Raw genomic sequence first — 20234 nt, forward strand, 5'->3', positions numbered from 1 at the left:
AAGGTCGCGCCGGAGGTGAAGACACACTTTCTCCATCGTCGCGCTTTGCGCGGATGGAGAAAGTGTGTCCGTACCTTTAGTTCCTTTAGTTCTTTTTAGGGACGTCTTTGATGGAGACGTCGTTATCTAATTTCTTTTTCATCGCTTCGACGAAACCGTTGCGCAAAGATGACCAGACGGCGCCCCAAGTGTCGAAATCGGGCCCCTTCATAGCACCTTCGAATTCAAGCTTTGCGGCCATGGTTTTATTATTGGGGTTTCTTAGAATCAGATTCACAGTCGCCAAGGACATCTCGTTAAAAAATCTTTTCGGCGAGTCGAATTTCTCTTCCGAACTCATCACATCCAGATTTTCGATGAAAGGCTTAACGTAGCCCGCAATCTTATCATCCTTTGCACTGATTTCAGCCAACAGGCTTACATGCCCCGAAGAAAAGGAGATCGGCACATAGGCCAAAAAGAAATCATTGAGCTTGGTAACATTAAGACGGTTCATCGTGATTTTGGATTCAAACGTTGGATTTTTCGCCAGGATGTTCATCTTGGCTCCCGCAGTGAGATTTGCATCTTTCTGCACGCGGGCGGTGATTTCAACTTTGCTCGGTAAAAGCTCTTTGGAGTTGTTCGTATTTTTAATATTCGTAGCTGATACCATGATTCGATCGACGACCACATCCACGGGGACTTTAAAATCATTGTTAAGCCAATGGATCTCGCTGTTGGCCATACGGAAGGATTCCAGCTCTATCGGAATCAGCTTACCGATAACCGTCTTCCAATCCTGCCCGGCTCCCATTTGCTTTTGCTTCGAGTCCTTGCTGTCCACCAAATCCAGCTTCATTCCATCGACCTTAAGATCTCCCAAAAGTTTCCCCTTAAAAATCCCACGCCAGGCCAGTGAGATATCCATCTGCTTAACTGCGATCAGCGGCATCTTTTCGCTTTTCACTTTCTCCCAAATTTTCAAACCTTCAATTTGGTAGGCGCCACGATACAAAGCCAAATCGAAGTCCTCGATTTTTCCCTTATAGCTATCCATTTTATTATCCATGTACCAATTGATTCCGTACTTGATACCCGCAGGCATAAAAACCCGCACCACAATCAGCAGAATAAGAATGACCCAGACAGCTTTATGAACCCGTCCCAGGGTTTTTGCTATTTTCTTCATGTAGTTCCACCTTATTGATTTCGTTTGCCACTTCCGCACTTAAAAAAATCACAGCCGAGGAGTAATAAACCCATAACAACAAAACAATGAATGAACCGGCAGCGCCATACAGCGACCCCACCGCACTTTGCCCCATGTACAAACCGATCAACCCCTTGCCGATCGAAAACATAAATGCGGTGATAACCCCAGAAGTCAGGGCCACCTTGGGCGGAATATGGGTCTGAGGTAAAAAATAGTAAATTGCACTGAAAAGAGTTCCAAATATCGCCAGGGAGATTAAAAAATTAAGCAGTTGCCCCAGAATCGCATCAGTGCCCGTCAAAAACATTGAAAGCACGGACGAAACGATCAAAGAAATAATCGAGATAAATACAAAAGTTAGAACCATTCCCATGTTGAAGAGCTTGGTCTTCATAAAGGTCCAGACCGATTGCAAAAAAGTTTCTTCAGTGGCTTGCTGCGCATCCATCTTCACTTCAAAAATTTTATTCAGGGACATGCGCAGCTCCCCGAATATAGCCCCGGCAGAAAACACCAAAGTAAGTAATCCCGCGATCCCGGCGATGCCGGTGATCTCTGGCCGCCTATCAACATTTTTAGCAATGTCGCGCAAAATATTTGAAGACTCGCCACCAAACAACGACTGCACCTGGTTCAGGATTTCCTCACGAAAGCTGTCATTTATTAGTGCAACGAAGGTAAGCAGCAGAATCAGCAAGGGCGCCAACGAGAGTGCTGTATAAAACGACAACGACGCCGACATTTCAAAAATATCGTCTGATCCTAACTTGCTAAAGAATTTGCCATCGGTCACCCGCTTCAGCGATTTCAGTAACTTCATACATTGAAGGTAACATGAATCACCTTTCGGGACTCTGAGGGAGGCCTTGATCTTTAACAGCAGTTTTAAACAAAAAAAAAGCCGGGAAGTTCCCGGCTTTTCGTAAATCCGACTATTTACGGATTTTTGCTTTGTACATACGCTTTTTAGTCAAAATGCGTTTTTTTCTGTGACGGATACCTTTTCTAGATTTGCCTTTTGCTGCCATGTTATTTCCCCTTTGTTATTTCTTATTTGTCGGAGTGTTCATCAAAGCCGCGAACGGATTGTTGAACGGATTTCCCGGTTTCGCCGGAGTGCTGTTCATTGGACGAGAAGAACCGCCCCCTTGACCAACTTTAGACTGACCAGAACCTTTTGTCGCCGTAGCACCACGTTGTTCAGGACGTCTTTCACCACGAGGAGCTGCCGCCATTTCTGGAGCATCGTCCATCTTCATCGTCAAAGAAATCTGATTTTTAACGGTGTCGACTTTCAATACTTTCACAGACACATGATCGCCTGGATTGACCACTTTACGAGGATCATCCACAAACTTATGTGACAGTGCAGAGATATGAACCAAACCATCCTGGTGAACACCGATATCCACGAACGCACCGAAATTCGTCACATTAGTAACGATACCTGGGCAGATCATACCTTCTTTAAGGTCTTTCACTTCCATGATGTCGTCGCGGTATTGGAAAACTTTGAATGGATCACGAGGATCACGTCCTGGTTTTTCCAGCTCTTTCACGATGTCGTCGAAAGTGAACTCACCCACTAGCTGAGCCCATTTAGTTCTTTGAGCCACAAGCTTTTTAGCGCCTTCACCGATCACGTCAGACAAAGAAACGCCAAGGTCTTTTGCCATATCAGTCACAGCTTGGTAACGCTCTGGATGGATACCAGTGGAATCCAACACTTGCTTACCACCCGGAATGCGCAAGAAACCCGCCGCTTGTTCGTAAACTTTGGCAGAGAACTTCGGAATCTTCAAAAGCTCCGAGCGATCTGTGAACAAAGTTTTCTTACGAGCTTCAACGATGCCTTTCGCAAGTGCCGGCCCAATGCCCGCAACATGAGAAAGCAACGGTGCAGAAGCCGTATTCACGTCGACACCTACGTTATTCACGCAAGACTCGACCACTGCTTCCAATGATTTTTTCAATTGAGATTGATTCACGTCATGTTGGTATTGACCAACACCGATAGACTTAGGATCTACCTTCACAAGCTCCGCCAAAGGATCTTGCAAACGACGCGCGATAGAGATCGCACCTTTTACAGTTAGATCAAGATCCGGGAACTCTTCACGAGCGATGTCAGAAGCCGAGTACACAGAGGCACCCGATTCAGAAACCATCACAACTGGAATGTTCTTACCAAGATCTTTCAAAACTTTGCGCAAGAAAGTTTCAGTCTCACGACCTGCAGTACCATTACCGACAGCGATCGCTTCGATTTGAACCTGCTTCATCACCTCGCCAAACAAAGTTTTGGCTTTGCGCTCAGCATCGTCGCCCAAAGTGTAAAGAACAGTGTGAGAGATGAAAGCGCCTGTCTTATCGATCAAAGCCACTTTACAACCCGTACGAAGACCTGGATCGACACCCAATACGCATTTTGAACCGTATGGAGAAGCCAACAAAAGCTTACGAACGTTTTCCGCGAATACTGTGATCGCGTCCTGATCCGCTTTGTCTTTCAACTGACGGTGAACTTCATTCACCACAGAAGGAAGAACGTAAACGTTCAATGCCAAACGAGCTGATTGCTTCAAGTACTCACCGATCGCATTGTCAGGAGTGGATGTTGCGAAGTTTTCGTATGACTTCAAGTTCGCTTCGTCATCAGCTTTAACGTCAAGAGTAAGCTCTTCTTCCTGCCAGCCACGTCTCATCGCCAGGTAGCGGTGATTGTTTTTAGCATCCATCAAAGGCTTAACTGGCTCTTCAAATTCTTTGTACATGTCGTACTTAGAGTTCGCTTTGTAGCCTTTTGCCGCTTTAGAAATGATACGACCATGGTCGTTATAGTTTTTTGTAACCAACGCACGAAGTTCAGCATCATTGGCGATTTTATCCACGATGATGTCCTGAGCACCTTTAAGCGCTTCTTCGTAAGTCACGATTTTGGCAGTCGGGTTCAAGAAAGCTTTCGCTTTCATTTCCATAGTCTCGGAGTCTTTCAACTTGCCGTGCCCCATGTCCCAAATCCAATTCGCCAAAGGTTCCAAACCAGCTTCGCGAGCGATGGTGGCTTTGGTTTTCTTTTTCTTTTTGAATGGTTTGTAGATTTCTTCCAACTCGCCCAAATCCCAGGAAAGCTCGATACGCTTTTGGACTTCGGCCGTGAGATTGTTCTGCTCCCCGATCTCTTTGATCAGGAACGCTTTACGCTTCACGATTTCGTTGTAAGTTTCGTGACCTTCGATAACACCACGAATTTGAACTTCGTCCAAATTGCCGGTTTTCTCTTTACGGTAACGCGCGATGAATGGAACCGTAGCCCCTTCCGCAGCAAGTTCAATCACAGCTTGTGCTGATTTTGCCGGGACAGTTGGGACAATACGAGCCAAATAACTCTGAAGAGCCTGATCCATAGAACCTCTAGATTTATTGGAATGAGTTTGAGCTTAAATCTATAAAATTATTTATGACGGAATTGGATCAGACCGTGACTTGGATCGTATGGAGATACGCCCACGCTCACGCGGTCACCAACAACCACACGAATATTAAAGCGTCTCATCTTGCCGCAAAGCTTTGCGTTGATGATAACTTTATTTTCAAGTTCGATCTTGTAAAGACCACCCGCTAGGGCGTCGATCACTTTTCCGTCTATTTGTACCAAATCGTCTTTTGCCATGTAGGTAAATTTCTAGAAGAATTTTCGGGGCCTTGCAATAGATTTTTGCCCATTTATATCAATGTGCAACAAGCAAAAGGCCCCTTTGGGGGGCCTTTTTAAGGATTTTATTAAGATAACTTCCTGTTGCTGATTAGCATGCGCTTGCCGTCTTCAAAAAGAACCTCTAGACGATCGTATTCATTGCTAACAATGAACCCCCAGCCAAAGATTTTATGCTGAATCGGCGTTTTCGCTTCGTATTGAGAGCCAATATTGTAAGACTGAGCTTTGTTCGCTTTATATTTCTCATGAAGCTCGTGCCACTTGACCTGATCTTCAGACAAACCTGTCTTATCAATTTTGATTTTCTTTTCTTTTTTAGGAGCGGCTTCCACCACCTCTGAAACCGGCGCCTCGGCCTTCGCAGCCTTTTTCTCAGGCTTTTCAACCGGAGCTTTAACCGCCTTCGCAGCTTTCGCTGGAACCGGGGCTGGGACTGGTGCTGGTGCAACTTTAGCTGGCTTCGCTGGGGCGGCTGGTTTGGCCGCAGGCTTAGCTGCTTTTGCTGGAGCTGGTTTTGCTACGGGCTTTGCAGCCTTCGCAACGGGTTTAGCCGCAGGTTTTGCGGCCTTAGGAGCAGGCTTAGCTGTCTTAGCGGCAGGCTTCGCTGCCGGCTTAGCAGTTTTCTTTGCTTTTGCCGCAGGTGCTTCCTTTTTTGCTGCCTTTTTTGCCATCTCAATTCCTCTCTAATATTTAAAGGTGAGAAATGATCGAAACGTGTTTATACGAGACTTATACTATCACCCAGTGACTTGACATCAAAAAAATATTGGGAAAATGTTAGCGCGAGGCATCACTATGATTACAGCAGACGTTATTAAATCTCTTCAGTCTTCGGATGCGGTCTTCGTATCCGGTTCAACCGAAGCAATTGCAAAAAAAGTCCTACCCCCAGAACAAGCTGACTCCGAAAGTTTGGTGTTTGTATCCAAGCCCGACCAACTGGAAAAAGCACTTAAGGCCCAAGCGACGATTATCGTCGCCCATAAGTCACTAAGCGTTCCCACGGACTCCAAGACGACATTCTTCACCACTCCAAGTGTGCAGCTGGCGATGTCGGCGATTCTTCCCCTGTTCGACGGAAAGATGAACCGCTTCAATCAGGACACCAAAATCCACCCGATGGCCAGCATTCACCCCACAGCTCATTTGGGGCAAAATGTTTCCGTAGGCCCGTTTGCGGTGGTCGGTGAACACGCCCGCATCGGCGATGGCGCCACCATCGGCGCGCATGTTGTGATCGAATGTTACGCCCAGATCGGCGCGCATACGATTCTGCATCCCCAGGTTTTTATCGGGGCATACTGTGAACTGGGAGCTTATTGCGAAATTCATCCTCACACCACTATTGGTGCTGACGGATTCTCTTTCGCCATGGCCAAAGACGGCACTCATAAAAAGATCCCGCAAATCGGCAAGGTTGTGATTGGTGATCATGTTGAGCTAGGGGCAAATTGCGCGATCGATCGCGCCGCCCTGACAGAGACCCGCATCGGTAACGGCACTAAAATGGACAACTTCTGCCACGTGGCCCACAATGTGATCATCGGTGAAAATAATGTGATGGCCGCTGGTTTTAAAATTGCGGGCTCCAGCACCATTGGCAGCAATTGCATGATTGGCGGAGACGCCGCCGTATCAGATCACGTTAACATCTGTGATAAAGTTATCATCGCGGGTCGCTCTGGCGTCACAAATGACGTTCTGCAACCCGGTGCTTATGGTGGATATCCGCTTGAACCCCTGCGTGATTCATTGAAAACTTTGGCAAATCTGTCACAAATAACCCGAATCAGAAAAGAACTTGCCCGCGTGGTGAAACACCTGGGCCTTAAAGAAGAATAAAAGAAACAGAAAGCAGAGGCCTCAATGAGTTACCAGTTTTATAAAATTATCCACTTCCTGGGATTGATCACCCTGTTCTTTGGATTCGGTGGCCTTTTGGTCTCCACATATGCCGGAGTGGCTTTGAATGCGAAAGCCCGCATGATGTCCTATGCGACTCATGGATTGGGATTGTTGCTGTTGTTAATCGGTGGCTTCGGGATGCTGGCAAAGCTAGGCATCATGAAAGAGCTTCCGGGTTGGGCCCTGGCAAAACTGGGAATCTGGGTTTTGATGGGAGCTGCCATTTCCGTTGTTAAACGCAAAGGAAAAATCGGTTGGCCAGTTGCAATTCTGCTTTTTGGATTTGGAACAACGGCAGCAATGTTGGCGATCACGAAACCGTTTTAGCCAGAACCTTTCACTAAATAAAGTAAAAAAGGGAGATCGAAATCTCCCTTTTTTTTGCCCTAAAAGAAGTCCTGGTCCAAAACGTTTCGCAATTCTTCACGTTTTAATGGTTTTTGCAAATAGCCATCGAATCCCGCCTCCAGGCATTTTTCCCGATCACCTTTCATCGCATGAGCCGTCAATGCCACGACCCGCCCCTTATAGCCCCGGCTGCGCAAAGTACGAATTGCCTGCAAACCGTCCATCTTGGGCATTTGTATGTCCATCAGAATCAGCCGGTAACTTCCGTCAAAGGCTTTCTCCAGTGCCTCTTCGCCATTTTCCGCCATATCAATCTGCACTTCACGGAGTCCCGCTTTTAACAAGTATCTTTTAAAAAGCTCACGGTTGTCAGAGGCATCATCCACCACAAGGACTCTTTCATTCAAATTGTCCCTGGCGCGGGTCGAATCAGAGTCCCGCGAAGGTGATACACTTTCGGTAGCCTGACTGTAAATCGGTTGCGAAGCCATCACGGTCACGGTGAACTCGCTACCTTTTCCCTCTGTACTGACAAACGAAATATCTCCGCCCAACAGTCGCGCCAGTTTTCTGGATAAAAATAGTCCCAAGCCAGTACCGCCATAACGTCTGGTGGTTGATGAATCCGCCTGAGTAAATGCCTGAAAAAGATTACCTCGATGCTCCTTGCTTATTCCAATGCCGGTATCTTTGATTACAAACTGCAACTGTGTTTTAGAGCCAAGCAACACGCCGGCAACCGCAATCTCGACAAAACCTTTTTCTGTGAACTTAATGGCGTTGCCGACAATGTTAATCAGTATCTGTCTTATTCTTCCCGGGTCAGAAACCACAAACTCCGGAACATTGTGCATCACCAACTGCAACCCGATACCTTTATCTTCTGCCTGGACGCGCATCAGGTGCACAACGTCTTTGACTAAATCCGGCAGGTTAAAACGCAGCTGTTCAATTTGAATTTTCTCTGATTCGACCTTCGAGATATCCAGGATTTCGTTGACGATCTTCAATAGCTGCTGCCCGTTACGCATAATGGTGTCAACAGCCTGCTTCTGATCCGACGACAGATTTGCATCGTCCCTTAAAATCTCGGCAAACCCCAGCATCGCCCCCAAAGGAGTGCGAATCTCATGACTGACGTTGGCCAAAAAGTCAGACTTAGCCTTACTGGCATCCTGAGACCGAAAATACAGTCGGGAGTTTTCAATCAATACTGCCAACCGTTGGCATATTTCCTCGGCCAGAGCCTGATCTGAGGGACTAAAAGTTCGGCGTGAGCGAGTGGAGACAAAATTCACATAACCCAGGGCTTTTTGATTCCGTGCTACTAGAGGCACCACCATAAACGCTTCTGATAATATCTCAGGGCTATCTTTGTCCAGATCCACGGGTTCTGAACTAAAATTATCATTCACATGGCTTTTGATTGCCTTCATGTCATTGACGATGATGGTTTTGCGATCCTTGATCAATAATGGACCACCGGATTCAGGATCCCATTTCGGAGGATTGCGAACCCGCCACTGCCGAATAAAATCCTCTTCGGCCTGGTCTAGCCCCCGTATCACAGTCAGTGAATAATCCATACCTTCTTCATCGATCAATTCAATCGTACAAAGATCACAGAATATAGGAACCATTTTCTGGGTAAATGCATTGAACATCTCGTTTAAGTCAAAAGTATGTGAAATTGCGAATGTCAGATCCGATACAAATTGCGCCTGACGTGCGCGGGTCTCAGCAAGTTCCTTTGCTGCCTGTGCCCGCACCAGCTCCTCACGTTGCTTTTCCAATTCGCGTCGTTCGGTGATGTCTTGGGCTACCCCCAACAGATACTGGGGATGACTATGGTTATCCATGATCGCAAGTTTAATCGTACTGATGAAGCGAATGCCATTTTGGGTGGGAAGTGCATCTTCGGTGATCGCAAATGGAACTTCACCACTTAGGACCTTCCGATCCACGGCCCGAAATCCTTCCGCCACTTCCTTACTAAAAAAATCAAAATCCGTTTTGCCGTAAAAATCTTCCCGGGAAAGCCCCATTAACTTTTCACCGGCACGATTCAGCCGTACGAACCTCAGCTCCTTCGCATCCTTGACGAAAACCATCGAAGGCATATTTTCTATAATAGTCAGCAAGAAGGCTTCCGACTCTGCCAGTTGGCGAGTGCGGGCCTCCACCCGTTCTTCCAAAGTTGCCAGAATTTCTTCCAGTTTTTTTTCAACAGACTTGCGAACGGATATATCCTGCACCAAGGTGATCACCGTATCCCCATGCAAAAAAGTCGAACCCACTCGCACATGAACTAGATGGCCGTCACGGTGATAGTAGGCTTTTTCAAATGTGACATAGTCCCCGGTTTTCAACAGGCGATTTCTGGCGGCGAGACTGACTTCCATATATTCGGGAGGTGTTATTAAGTGCCAATTGAGCTTCTTGTTATCAAAATCTTCACGGGAGTACCCAAGCATCTCCAGAAAACAATCATTTGCCTCCATGATTTGACCACTCAAGGAGCTGATGAGAATGCCCATGATCCGTGAATTAAATAATGTCTGATATCGCTTTTGCAGGTCAAACTGCGGGTTTGATTCTGAATCCATCGATACCTCTCCTCCCCGTATTTTATTACCTCTGAAGCGAGAGTCATGATTCAAAAGTGTGTGTTGTTCGAAGACAAAATCGTCCTCCGTAAGTTGCCGACGGCAATTCACGGCACTGACAAACTTTTGGACAAGCCATCGAGGTATATGGCCCAATAGGAACGTGCCTGCGGAGGTACGGTTTTTGGAGAGGATCTCGCAATACCAAACTCCAGGAGTTTACTATGTCACTCGCAGTTAGTATGTTGATTGCCCTTGCCCCTCTGGCTGCTTTCGCGCAGGCAAAACCAGCTGACCTGGTGGTCAGTCCTGCCGAACAGGCACTTTATCTTAAGCACAACGACAAGATCATTAAAACTGCCAGCCAATGCATCGAGGACACCTACAAAACTCACCTGGATTTCTTTAAAAAATATGGCGTTTCCAAATTCTATGGTGATCGCAATCCCACCCTAAATACCCGTGAAAAACGCCTACAGATCGTGCGTCAAGTTGGCGCACCTGACTCCGTAGTCGATCAAATGGAAGGCATTAGTTGCATTGGTTTAACTCGCAAATGCTTAAAGTTGGGAATTGAAGCCACTCAAGAGCCCGCATTGCGTGCCCTGTGGGAGCGTATTGATAAGAATGTTATTGCCAACGGTACCAGCGGAGTCGTGCTGACTCAACACCTGCAAAAACTGGGATGGAAAGTTCTGTACTGGAACCCCCGTCCGGATCTTAACAAAGAATGGGATGCGGAAGATCCCACTTTAACCAAAGGCAAACCCGTCAGCTGGGATTCCGGTGTGAAGGATTCCTCGGGCCAAAACATTTACAATCCTGCTTGGGGTATGCACGAGATGCGCTATCAAACTGTGATGAAAAAGGATTTGTACTACACAGTTAAGATTGACGACAAAAAGACTCTGGTGAATTTCGATTTAAGCCCACCGGAAGAATTCACATCTGCGCCATTCTTCGTGGGTGTTGCCCACGCAGGCTATCACGTCTTCCCAGGAACCTACGGTCAAGTGATCGAAGCGCACAGCATGCGCCGCCTGGATTCGATTGATAATCTGGAGGCCGGTCCATTCAATCCACTGGCAGAAGGTGGAGCACCGATGTGGACTAAAATCGAAAAATACCGCTCTGGAATCCTGGCGCTTCCGCCACGCTAATTCATCCCCGATCACCAAAAACAAAAAAGGCGCCCCTAAGGCGCCTTTTTCTATTCCTAAATTCCCGCTGGAATTAGAACATGCTGTATTTCAAGAAACGGCACTCGATATTACCGTTAAATACAAAGTGCTTACGCGTGGATTTCAATTTCAAATCCGCGATCAACTCTTTGTTACCGGAAAGAACCCAAGCGTCCCAGCCTTTGAACCTGTGCTTCAAGGTGAAGCTCATATCACGGTACACGTCACGAAGATTGTCTTCGTCACCGATACGCGCGCCGTACGGAGGATTCACGATGATCAAACCTTTTTCAACCGGTGGCTCCACTGTCGCCACAGATTCTTTTCTGAATTCGATCACATCGTCCACGCCCGCCGCTTTCGCGTTTTCTTTCGCAGATTTCAAAACTTTGTTATCGATATCGTAAGCATAGAACTTAGTTTCGATTTCTTCTTTTTCGCCAGCGATAGCTTCATCAACAACTTTATCCCAAGTTTCGCTTTCAAAGTTTAATAGGTCCATGAAACCAAAACGCTTGCGGTTGATACCAGGAGCGATGTTTTTCGCCATCATCGCAGCTTCGATCATGAAAGTTCCGGAACCGCACATGAAGTCCACCAACGGCACTTTGCCATCCCAATCAGAAAGCTTGATCAGACCCGCTGCCAGGTTTTCTTTCAATGGAGCTTCGCCCACGTCTTTGCGGTAGCCACGTTTGAATAGTGATTCACCGGAAGTGTCGATGGAAACGTTGAACTGATTTTTCACGGAACGAACAACCACGCGCAATGCTGGATTGTAGTTATCAACGTCAGGACGAACCCCGAATTTATCGCGGAATTGGTCCACGATAGCGTCTTTGATCTTCATCGCGATGAAACGTTGATCGCTCATTTTTGAATCACCAACGGATACGTCGATGCTAAGCGTTTGGTTTGGCTTGATGTATTTAGTGAAGTCATGGCGAAGAATCATGTTGTACAATTCTTCAGGTTGGTAAGCCGTGAAATCCAGGATTGGTTTCAAAATACGGCTGGCCATACGGGAGTGAAGGTTCGCTTTATAGCAACCTTCCCAATTGCTCTCAAAGTACACGCCACCTGCGGTTTTATCTGTGACTTTAAGGCCTAGATCTTTAAGTTCTTGTTCAAGGGGTTCTACGAGACCGCGTGCTGTTGACGCAAAAAATTCTGCCATGGGGATGGGTCCTTTCTTTGGTTAAGAAAGCCAGGTCCCAATCGCCCAGCTTCCTACACCGCCCAGGTCCCACCCAATTTGATCTGGTTAGACCTCGCGATATTGTGGTCCGCCGCCACCTTCTGGCACCGTCCACTCGATGTTTTCGAATGGGCACTTAATATCACAAGTCTTACAGTGAATACAGTTGGTATAATTGATTTGTAGCTCTTTCTTACCTGCTTCTTTTGTAGACGGAACCATCTCGTATACAGAGGCCGGGCAGAAATGATTACATGGGGATTTGTACTGAGGCTCACATACGGAACGGCAGATATCCCCGTCTTTAAGGATCAAGTGATTTGGAGAGTCCTCATCATGCATAGTCCCCGTCAAATAGACGCTGGATAGCTTATCAAAGAAAAGCTCCCCATCTGGTTTCGGAAGTTCGCCCAATTGCTCCTCAAAGCCATTAGGTCCCCAGACCTCAACCACTTTATTGGTGGTTTGAGCATCTGTATGATCCAAAGGCATTGGATCCTGAAGGCCACGGCCACCAGTGATCTCTTGGATAGCGATATGAGGCATGCCTTCCAGCATCCCTTTGGAAAGGGCCTGATGGAAGTTTCTGACAGCCCATAGGTCTTTTTTAACAAAGCTGTTTTCGATACGGGCTTCATAAGCCTTAGTCACAGATTCATTGAATTCCGCACCCGCGATCAAACCGTCAATGATCGTGTCAGCTGCAGACATCCCGGCTTTCATCGCCAAGTGGATACCTTTAAGCTTCTTAACGTCGACCATGGAAGCCGAGTCACCCACAACCATCCAACCATCGCCGTAAAGCTTCGGCATAGAGTACCAGCCGCCCGCAGGCAGGGTCTTACCGCCGTAAGCGATAACTTTACCGCCCTTAAGCATGCTTTGCATGAACGGATGAGTTTTCAATTTTTGCAGTTCACGATGTGGATCAAGCAATGGATCGTTAGTATCAAGGTAAGCCACCAGGCCCACGATGATTTTATCTTCAGGCAAAGTGTAGATGAACGTACCACCGATGGATTTAGACAAAGGGAAACCCATTGTGTGGATCACTTGACCCGCCTCAACAGTTCCTTTTGGCATTTGTACGATTTCTTTTACGCCCTCTTCGAAAACCTCAGGGTTCTTGCCTTCGCGAAGATTCAGTTTTTCAGAAACTTTTTTGAACAAAGAACCGCGTGTACCTTCGGCAAACACAGTCACTTTGGATTTCAAAATCAAACCAGGTTCAAAGTTCCCTTTCGGGTTGCCGTTTTTATCACGACCCTTGTCACCCGTGCGAACGCCGACGATTTTGTTACCTTCATACAAAGCTTCAACTGCCGCGAAGCCTGGGAAAATATTGATTCCTTTTTCTTCACACCTACTAGCCAACCAGCGGTTCAATTTGCTGGCAGAGATGATGTAGTTGCCTTCGTTATGAAATGGCGGAGGCGTGATAGGCAATTTGAAAGAGTAGTCAGTTCCAAGATAGTAAACGGCGTCTTTTTTAACTTCCGAATCAATCGGGCAGCCTTCTTCTTTGAAATTCGGAACCAGCTCACGAAGAGCTGCCGGATTCAAAACTGCACCCGAGAAACTGTGGGCACCGATCTCGGAAGCTTTTTCGATAACCACGATCATTTGATCTGGAATAGGTTGTCCTGGTTTTTTTCCAGACGCCACGTCTTCATTGTGCTGATTGATTTGATCCTGCAAACGAAGTGCGCATGACAAACCTGCAGATCCACCACCCACGATCAGAACATCACAGTCCATCGTTTCGCGAGTTACGCCTTCAGGCAAATGATCGAATACCATTAAAAACTCCTACTCTTCGGCAGGTTCTTCTGGAAGTTCTGCTTGAGGAGCCAGTTTGCGTGGAGGGTTTGTGACTTGGGCTTGCACCTTCAAGTCGCCTTCATCGCGGCCGCCTGGATACAGGCGTTTCTTTGCTTTTTGCGCTAATTCTGCCTCACGGCTTTCATCGCGTACAGCACCGGCTAAAACTTCCTGAGCTAAAACTGTTTGGCCCAAAAAGGAAGTCATCAAAACAGAAACCAAGAAAAGACGGATCATAATTACCCCGTTTCCTGCGCTTGTGTTCACCGCGCATTTAAAAACTAATTGAGAAAGATGTCACCAGAAATGATGCAGAATTTTATCGCTTTAAGCAACCGGAAGCCGACGATGAAACTTCATTGGGATCTGTCGACGAACTCCGTCAATGCGCTCTTTGGAAAGAGTCACAACGGAATACCCGATCGCACGGCTCTCGACCTGCCCAATAACCGCACCCCACGGGTCCACCACCAAACTGTGGCCATAGGTTTCTCGCACGCCCCCGTTGATACCCATATGGGTTCCCCCTTGGGCGCTGGCGATTAAATAAGACTGACTCTCAATCGCACGGGCACGTAACAAGATCTCCCAGTGCGCTTCTCCGGTTTTCACCAAAAAGGCCGCAGGAACCAAAATCAAATCCACTTCCTTGCGAGCATACTGCGAAAACAACTCGGCAAAACGAATGTCGTAACAAATCGTTTCGCCAATGCGCCAACCATCCACTTCGATAATACTTGGACGCTGCCCGTGACGGAAAACATCTGATTCTTTGATAGGCTTTTGCCCTTCCAGATGAATATCGAATAAATGAAGCTTTTGATAGGTCGGACGGACCTCCCCTTTGGGAGTCACTAGCACTGACGAGTTATAAAGATGCCCTTCCAATTGTAAGGGAACGGATCCCAAGTGCAGGTAGGTGTCGTACTTTTTTGCGAGATCAGAAATTTTTAAAAAGACCGCATCTGTCAGAGCGAAACCCAGGATTTTTTCGCCTTCTTTGGTTCGCATGTACAGGCAGTTTTCAGGGAATCCCACCAGACGAGGCTTGTGGGATTTAAAGATATCTTCCAAGAGAGCTTCAATTTGCATCAGGTTCGCATCGACATCGTCGATGGAGGTCATTTGCGCTACCGCAATCACCAACTCCGAACTCATAGTTTCTCCTTCAGCGCCGGCAGAAAAAATCAGACCGGCAGACTACTCGACAGAAATCACCGTCGAAGAGCGCGCTTCTTTTACGTCGCGACAGCTCCACTTGGCGTCTTCCAATGTTTTTCTGACTCCAGCGATAATTTCATCGCAGGAACCTTTAACAGTCGAAGAACCAATAGTCTGATCCACACCTTGTTTCGTGTAAATGGCTTTGCACTTGTCGTCATTGCCCAATTCAACACGCAGAGTGCGAACTGTTTTGTTGTGCTTGCAGAGAACCATAGCATCGCCGATATCAGCGTAGGCTAGGGACGAAAAAAAAAGCACTGGCATCGCCATAGCGACCAGTGCTTTCTTGTATTTTTCCACTGTGATTTGGTCTCGTTTAATCAAGCTGCTCTCCTGTCTTAACAAGTTGGGATCCAGGCCTGTTCCAGGAACAATGTTTCCTGAATCCAACTTAATTTTACGCAGCTATGTAGGAGACTAAAACGAAGAGATCACCTTTGAGACCAAAATTAGGCTTTATCCCGGGAAGGAATTGCCTATGTGGACTTTTGTTTAGCTGATTTCTTAGCTGGTTTTTTAGCAGCAGCTGCTTCAACCAATTTAACATTAGAATAATCGATGAAGCCTTCTTTTTTCAAAAGACCATCTTTTTTGTCATAGTGTGTTTGTACTTTCACACCTTGAACAGAGATTTTCATCGCTTTAGCGTCTACAGCCAAAACTGTGCCCTTCTTACCTTTGTCAGAGCCAGTGATAACTTGTACAGTTGCGCCTTTTTTGATTTTCAATTTCATTTTGCAGCCTCAATTATTTCTTAGAAGAGATTTTCTTTTTGATTCTCATCTTAACTGCCATAGCTCTTTTAGAAAGAGTCGCGTCGTTCGCAGACAAGATATAAGTATCGAAACCGCCAACGTGTTCCATGTCACGAAGCGCAGAAGTCGCGATGTTCAAACGAACCATAGAGTTCAAAGAACGGCTAAAGATGCGTTTTTTCTGAACATTTGGTTGCGCAGTTGTTTTAGTTTTGATGTTGGAGTGAGATACCAAGTTTTTTACAACTGGGCCTTTTCCAGTGATTTCACATTTGCTCATTACGTGCTCCTACTAGCTACAAGTCGAGGTCAGCGCCGCCCGACCCCAGGATTCTTTCCTGAAATTCAATAGGGACGCCGCAAACAAGAAACAAGGATATAAAGTAAAAAGACACTTGATGGCAACTGTTTTTTCTTGTACACCCATTAACTCGCAAACCAAAAGGAACTCAAAAAGAGGGTACTCATGAAAAAGACAACTCGTAGCAAATATAGACAAGAATTCTCTGGCGACCACGTTTTCGATTACAAAGATCCAGCATCTTTGACTCGTTTTATCGGCGATGGTGGCAAAATCACTCCGTCTCGCATCTCTAAATTGTCCGTAGCACAGCAAAAACGCGTAGCTGCAGCAGTTAAAAAAGCTCGTAACTTGGCTCTATTGCCTTCAGGTACTGATGCTTATGATACATTCCACAGAGCTGAAGCTATCTCTCCAGTTCCTTTCGAGATCTAATTAGATCTAAAATTGAATAGAGCTTCCTTTTGGAATTAAAAAAGCCGGGTAATCCCCGGCTTTTTTATTTTCTGCACCCCTTAAGCGGCCTTTTTATTGAGTTTGAACCATCTGATGCCGGTGATAACCATCATCACCATGTAAGATTTGCTCGACCAGCTGTGTAATAACGGTCCTGGAAGTCCCCAAAACGACAATTGATCAAAGGGCACTCCCCAATTCATCAGGCGGATCCCCAAAATAGGCAATGCAAAGATCACCCAGAACTGCAGGACCCCGGCATACCAGACGGCTTCAGTGAACTGGGCCCGCTGATGCTCCCAAGCCATTAATCCCAACGGCATCGCCACAAATAAGACTCCCGCCACGGTGGCAGCGATCTGCTTATCTGAAATCACCGTGAAGATCAGCATCACGGCTACGATCACTAAACCTTGAATCACCAGGTATTCTAAAAATCTGTTTCGTCTCATATCCAAGAAGTTAGACCAGCATCCAAGACAACACAAGGCTCGGTGCTGCTGGAGATTTGTTTATTTTGATTTGGCATCCGGAACGGATGGCAGCCCGGTTGCAATATCGGTCCTTCGTTAACTTTTAAAACTAAAAAACGAAGGAAATTCCCATGACACAACAACAAAACAATCTACTGAAACTGCAAACTGAACTAAGCCAATTTGGCTTGAATCCCACCGAGTGGACACTCGAGAAAATCCAATCCCTAACCTACTTAATAAAAAATAAATTCGACGATAGCTTCGCCCTTTGCGGCAAGCTTGAGTTCAAAAACAAAACTCCCGCCTGGAAGTCCATTGATCTAGTGGCTCTTTAATAATTATCGCAGCGAACTGAAAACAGGCTGCGATTCCAGATATCTTCCTCAGTCAGGACCGCTGACGCCTTACGAGGCTCGACAGTTGAAACTGTCCCCTCCGCCGTCAGCGGGACCTCCTCACCCGGAAGCTTGGCAGAAACTTTTTGACGAAGTGCTGTCCAGGCTTCTTCCCCATTCGCTCTGATAAACGTGCCCTTCAAGCGACAGAACGTCGCGATCTCGGACTCGGTCAACCAACCGAATCTTTCGTACGTCCCCGGCTCTGGCGGCTTCACACCCCAGGCAAGACGCGCCATCAATTCGATGCCGTCATTCAACGTAGAACCGACCTCTTTCACTTCATACAGCTGAGCCGCACACTGAGCCGACCCTTTATTCACAGCCGCTGCCACGTTCTTTAAAGTCGAAAAGTACTCGTAGCAGGAGCCCGCGCTGTTCCCCAACTGACATGCCTCTTTTTCGCGCATAATCGATGGCGGGATGGTGTTCTTTTTAACTTGGGTCGAGAAAAGTTGGCCCTTCAGGCTTTCGCGCAAGCCCTCTTCCTGAGTATCACAGATGGTATGGGGCGGCTCCATCACCATAAATACGATGACGGCGATTAAAATCGCGCCTACAACAAGGACCGGCTTGGGTAACGAGTTCAGAAACTTTTCCATGGAAAAAATGATACTTATATTACGCGTTAGAATCTAGCAGTTTGACAAGTGGGGCGGTTTTTAGTTAGTTTCCTGTCTCTGTCGGGGAGTAGCGCAGTCTGGTAGCGCATCTGGTTTGGGACCAGAGGGTCGTAGGTTCGAATCCTATCTCCCCGACCAATTTTTCCAAGCGAACCTTTGACCGGTTCGTTCCAAGCCTTCGGGCTTCATAAGAAATATAAGCACAATTGAGATTCAAAAAAACTAGGTTCGCTTAGTGTGCGGAGCGATCCTTCGTTTTTTTCTTCCGTCTCAAATCTTAATTTAGCTAAGCATATCTTATAGTTTCGTTAGGTTCGTATCAGCTTCGATGCTTGCCCCTTGCGCCTTTGGCGCCGCCAAATGCATATACTTATCTCCTCATCAACACTAAGGTGATAGATGACAAAGCGAGCACTACATCCATATGAAATATGATACGCTTACTTCCCACATTAGCGATTTTAAGCGAGATGACCTAATCATCCAGCTAAGCTATCTTGCTTGGAAGGCATTCGACCTTGATGATATTCCTGACTCTGAACGCGAAAATTTCACTATGGTTCAGTGTTTTGCCCCACGAGTGATCGCCATTTCAGGCGCTCTGGGAAATAACTTTGCTGCAAAGATTCCTGATAACTTAGACGCTCTGAATGTTTGTAAACTTGTGGTTGAAGTTGATGATGGTGTCGGTGATCCAGAGCTTCTGGAAGAAGAGAAAAAATTTACGGCTGAGGCTCTACAAAAATCCAAAGCACTTCAAAACTTAGGCTTCAATGAAACTCATACACTTCCTGTAATTCCACTCCTTTTTCTTCAAAGAATGATGGGCTCTCAAATAGTTCCCCAAGCAAGTCGATTAGCCCCCTTCTTTCGTAGCTGGGAAATTCTGAAGAATCTCAATCAGGTAACTGGTGGTCGAGTAGCGTCCGTTCTTATAAAGATCTTGGGATTAGAAGCCATAGATGCCTATCGCTCCACATTCGCTTTATTTTCCATGATCAATGGGCGCGAACAAGATTTCGGACGAGCCTTTATCAACATTAGAAAATCAAATATTCAATATAACGTAGAAAATCTCTACCAAATCTCCCACCACACTTTGGAGTTGGTTGCTTCGCGCTTATCCCAACCATTGGGTCTTCTCAAAGACTGGCACGACGAAGTCATGAAAGTTCATCCACACTATCGAACATTCTACCCACTTCCATTTTATGAACGCCCACTCGTTACATCAGATTCCCTGCAAACGGAAGTTATTGGTCTAAGCTCGGAGGGAACATTTATGTGCCCCTCCCCACTATTATTCATGCAAGGGATGTCAACTTTCGTCTTTCGTCTGCTTATTGAAAACAAGCATCATTTTGACCAGAATATTCTCACAGACATGGGCCACGCACTTGAATCTTACCTTGAAAGAACTCTGGCAAATATTTTTCCGACGGGACAGATTATTAGAGTACAGGATGATACATCACGAAATGCCGACTTTATTATAGAGCTGGAAGAATATATTCTGATCATTGAGTGCAAGCGCAACATTGACTCCAGTCTTAGCAGAACGATGGCCATTGGTAAGCACCAAGTTGAGACCTGGGAAAGGATTATGTCGGCGCTAGTCCAGTGCTCTAATACCAAAAAGAACTTACATAAGTGGACACCAAACACGACAAAACCAATTTTGTGTGTGGTTTTAACCGAGTCAATGCCTACTGGGCAGGAGGCGTTTTTCGCCTACATTGCCCAAACTTGTGGTGCGTTGAAACAATTGGAAATCGAACAGTTTGAATTGCTCTCAATAGAAGACTTCGAATACCAATTCACTATTTGCGACACAACCGATGTGATGGAAGGTGTATTTAAAAATTGGGCGAATTATCGCGATAATACATTCATCAATTCGTTCGTGCCTTTATCTCATTTGAAATTAAATCCCAAGTATCGTCCGTATAGGCATTTGGATAAAACATTCAAAGAGCTATTTCCAAATCTTCCCAATCCTTTCATGGAGTAACGAATCAGCTAACTCTAAATT

Annotated in this window: 21 protein-coding genes and 1 tRNA gene; 7 read left to right on the forward strand and 15 right to left on the reverse strand. The window is 46.3% G+C overall.

What is annotated here, in order from left to right; translation table 11 throughout:
- Positions 1-85: 85 nt before the first annotated feature.
- The 5 genes from ACLVWU_RS14415 to ACLVWU_RS14435 form a co-directional block, all read right to left on the reverse strand.
- On the reverse strand, positions 86-1171 hold the full coding sequence (locus ACLVWU_RS14415) for a DUF748 domain-containing protein (RefSeq protein WP_413575532.1): 1086 nt from the start codon (positions 1169-1171) through the stop codon (positions 86-88).
- Positions 1134-2015: a YihY/virulence factor BrkB family protein gene (locus ACLVWU_RS14420; protein WP_413575533.1), complete on the reverse strand. Its 882-nt coding sequence runs from the start codon at positions 2013-2015 to the stop codon at positions 1134-1136. The genes ACLVWU_RS14415 and ACLVWU_RS14420 overlap by 38 nt, the downstream gene beginning before the upstream one ends.
- A 223-nt stretch (positions 2016-2238) precedes the next feature.
- Positions 2239-4602 (reverse strand): helix-hairpin-helix domain-containing protein, encoded by a 2364-nt coding sequence (locus ACLVWU_RS14425; protein ID WP_413575534.1) that lies wholly within the window; start codon positions 4600-4602, stop codon positions 2239-2241.
- Between the two features lie 47 nt (positions 4603-4649).
- Entirely contained in the window at positions 4650-4868 is a 219-nt protein-coding gene (gene infA / locus ACLVWU_RS14430; protein WP_142701229.1) for a translation initiation factor IF-1, read from the reverse strand.
- A 110-nt stretch (positions 4869-4978) separates the two neighbouring features.
- The gene (locus tag ACLVWU_RS14435; RefSeq protein ID WP_413575535.1) at positions 4979-5584 is read right to left on the reverse strand and encodes a hypothetical protein; all 606 of its coding nucleotides are present in this window, start codon (positions 5582-5584) and stop codon (positions 4979-4981) included.
- Positions 5585-5708: 124 nt separating this feature from the next.
- Here ACLVWU_RS14435 and lpxD point away from each other — a divergent pair, with 124 nt between their 5' ends.
- Positions 5709-6755: a UDP-3-O-(3-hydroxymyristoyl)glucosamine N-acyltransferase gene (lpxD, locus tag ACLVWU_RS14440; RefSeq protein WP_413575536.1), complete on the forward strand. Its 1047-nt coding sequence runs from the start codon at positions 5709-5711 to the stop codon at positions 6753-6755.
- 24 nt (positions 6756-6779) lie between these two features.
- Positions 6780-7145, forward strand: a complete 366-nt coding sequence (locus ACLVWU_RS14445; protein ID WP_413575537.1) for a hypothetical protein — start codon at positions 6780-6782, stop codon at positions 7143-7145.
- A gap of 59 nt (positions 7146-7204) precedes the next feature.
- Here the strand turns inward: ACLVWU_RS14445 and ACLVWU_RS14450 are convergent, their stop codons facing one another.
- Positions 7205-9772: a PAS domain S-box protein gene (locus tag ACLVWU_RS14450; protein ID WP_413575538.1), complete on the reverse strand. Its 2568-nt coding sequence runs from the start codon at positions 9770-9772 to the stop codon at positions 7205-7207.
- Positions 9773-9996: 224 nt separating this feature from the next.
- On the opposite strand from ACLVWU_RS14450, the gene ACLVWU_RS14455 reads away from it, so the two are divergent.
- On the forward strand, positions 9997-10932 hold the full coding sequence (locus tag ACLVWU_RS14455; RefSeq protein WP_413575539.1) for a hypothetical protein: 936 nt from the start codon (positions 9997-9999) through the stop codon (positions 10930-10932).
- 73 nt (positions 10933-11005) lie between these two features.
- Here ACLVWU_RS14455 and ACLVWU_RS14460 read toward each other — a convergent pair whose 3' ends face one another.
- From ACLVWU_RS14460 to rpmB, 7 genes are all read right to left on the reverse strand, one after another.
- Complete coding sequence (locus tag ACLVWU_RS14460) at positions 11006-12130, reverse strand: THUMP domain-containing class I SAM-dependent RNA methyltransferase (protein ID WP_413575540.1); 1125 nt, start codon at positions 12128-12130, stop codon at positions 11006-11008.
- Between the two features lie 87 nt (positions 12131-12217).
- Entirely contained in the window at positions 12218-13951 is a 1734-nt protein-coding gene (locus tag ACLVWU_RS14465) for a 4Fe-4S dicluster domain-containing protein (RefSeq protein WP_413575542.1), read from the reverse strand.
- A gap of 9 nt (positions 13952-13960) precedes the next feature.
- Positions 13961-14209 (reverse strand): hypothetical protein, encoded by a 249-nt coding sequence (locus ACLVWU_RS14470; protein WP_413575543.1) that lies wholly within the window; start codon positions 14207-14209, stop codon positions 13961-13963.
- Between the two features lie 90 nt (positions 14210-14299).
- Positions 14300-15130: a carbon-nitrogen hydrolase family protein gene (locus ACLVWU_RS14475; RefSeq protein WP_413575544.1), complete on the reverse strand. Its 831-nt coding sequence runs from the start codon at positions 15128-15130 to the stop codon at positions 14300-14302.
- A gap of 42 nt (positions 15131-15172) precedes the next feature.
- A complete protein-coding gene (locus ACLVWU_RS14480; RefSeq protein ID WP_413575546.1) occupies positions 15173-15520 on the reverse strand; it encodes a hypothetical protein in 348 nt (115 codons plus the stop codon).
- Positions 15521-15672: 152 nt separating this feature from the next.
- Positions 15673-15930: a KOW motif-containing protein gene (locus ACLVWU_RS14485; protein ID WP_413575547.1), complete on the reverse strand. Its 258-nt coding sequence runs from the start codon at positions 15928-15930 to the stop codon at positions 15673-15675.
- A 13-nt stretch (positions 15931-15943) separates the two neighbouring features.
- Positions 15944-16231: a 50S ribosomal protein L28 gene (rpmB, locus tag ACLVWU_RS14490; RefSeq protein ID WP_413558304.1), complete on the reverse strand. Its 288-nt coding sequence runs from the start codon at positions 16229-16231 to the stop codon at positions 15944-15946.
- A gap of 186 nt (positions 16232-16417) precedes the next feature.
- On the opposite strand from rpmB, the gene rpsR reads away from it, so the two are divergent.
- Positions 16418-16687: a 30S ribosomal protein S18 gene (gene rpsR, locus ACLVWU_RS14495; RefSeq protein ID WP_142701242.1), complete on the forward strand. Its 270-nt coding sequence runs from the start codon at positions 16418-16420 to the stop codon at positions 16685-16687.
- Positions 16688-16767: 80 nt separating this feature from the next.
- Here rpsR and ACLVWU_RS14500 read toward each other — a convergent pair whose 3' ends face one another.
- Positions 16768-17160 carry a hypothetical protein gene (locus ACLVWU_RS14500; RefSeq protein WP_413575548.1) on the reverse strand — a complete coding sequence of 131 codons (393 nt, stop codon included), beginning with the start codon at positions 17158-17160 and terminating at the stop codon, positions 16768-16770.
- A gap of 152 nt (positions 17161-17312) precedes the next feature.
- On the opposite strand from ACLVWU_RS14500, the gene ACLVWU_RS14505 reads away from it, so the two are divergent.
- Positions 17313-17519 carry a hypothetical protein gene (locus ACLVWU_RS14505; protein WP_413575549.1) on the forward strand — a complete coding sequence of 69 codons (207 nt, stop codon included), beginning with the start codon at positions 17313-17315 and terminating at the stop codon, positions 17517-17519.
- On the opposite strand, the gene ACLVWU_RS14510 is transcribed toward ACLVWU_RS14505, so the two are convergent.
- A complete protein-coding gene (locus ACLVWU_RS14510; RefSeq protein WP_413575550.1) occupies positions 17516-18181 on the reverse strand; it encodes a hypothetical protein in 666 nt (221 codons plus the stop codon). The two genes, ACLVWU_RS14505 and ACLVWU_RS14510, sit on opposite strands and share 4 nt — an antisense overlap.
- An 82-nt stretch (positions 18182-18263) precedes the next feature.
- On the opposite strand from ACLVWU_RS14510, the gene ACLVWU_RS14515 reads away from it, so the two are divergent.
- Both ACLVWU_RS14515 and ACLVWU_RS14520 read left to right on the forward strand, forming a co-directional pair.
- A tRNA-Pro gene (locus ACLVWU_RS14515) sits at positions 18264-18340 on the forward strand.
- A 286-nt stretch (positions 18341-18626) separates the two neighbouring features.
- The gene (locus tag ACLVWU_RS14520; protein WP_413575551.1) at positions 18627-20213 is read left to right on the forward strand and encodes a hypothetical protein; all 1587 of its coding nucleotides are present in this window, start codon (positions 18627-18629) and stop codon (positions 20211-20213) included.
- The last annotated feature ends 21 nt before the right edge of the window (positions 20214-20234 follow it).

Source organism: Bdellovibrio sp. HCB290, from assembly GCF_047305925.1.
Lineage (GTDB): Bacteria > Bdellovibrionota > Bdellovibrionia > Bdellovibrionales > Bdellovibrionaceae > Bdellovibrio.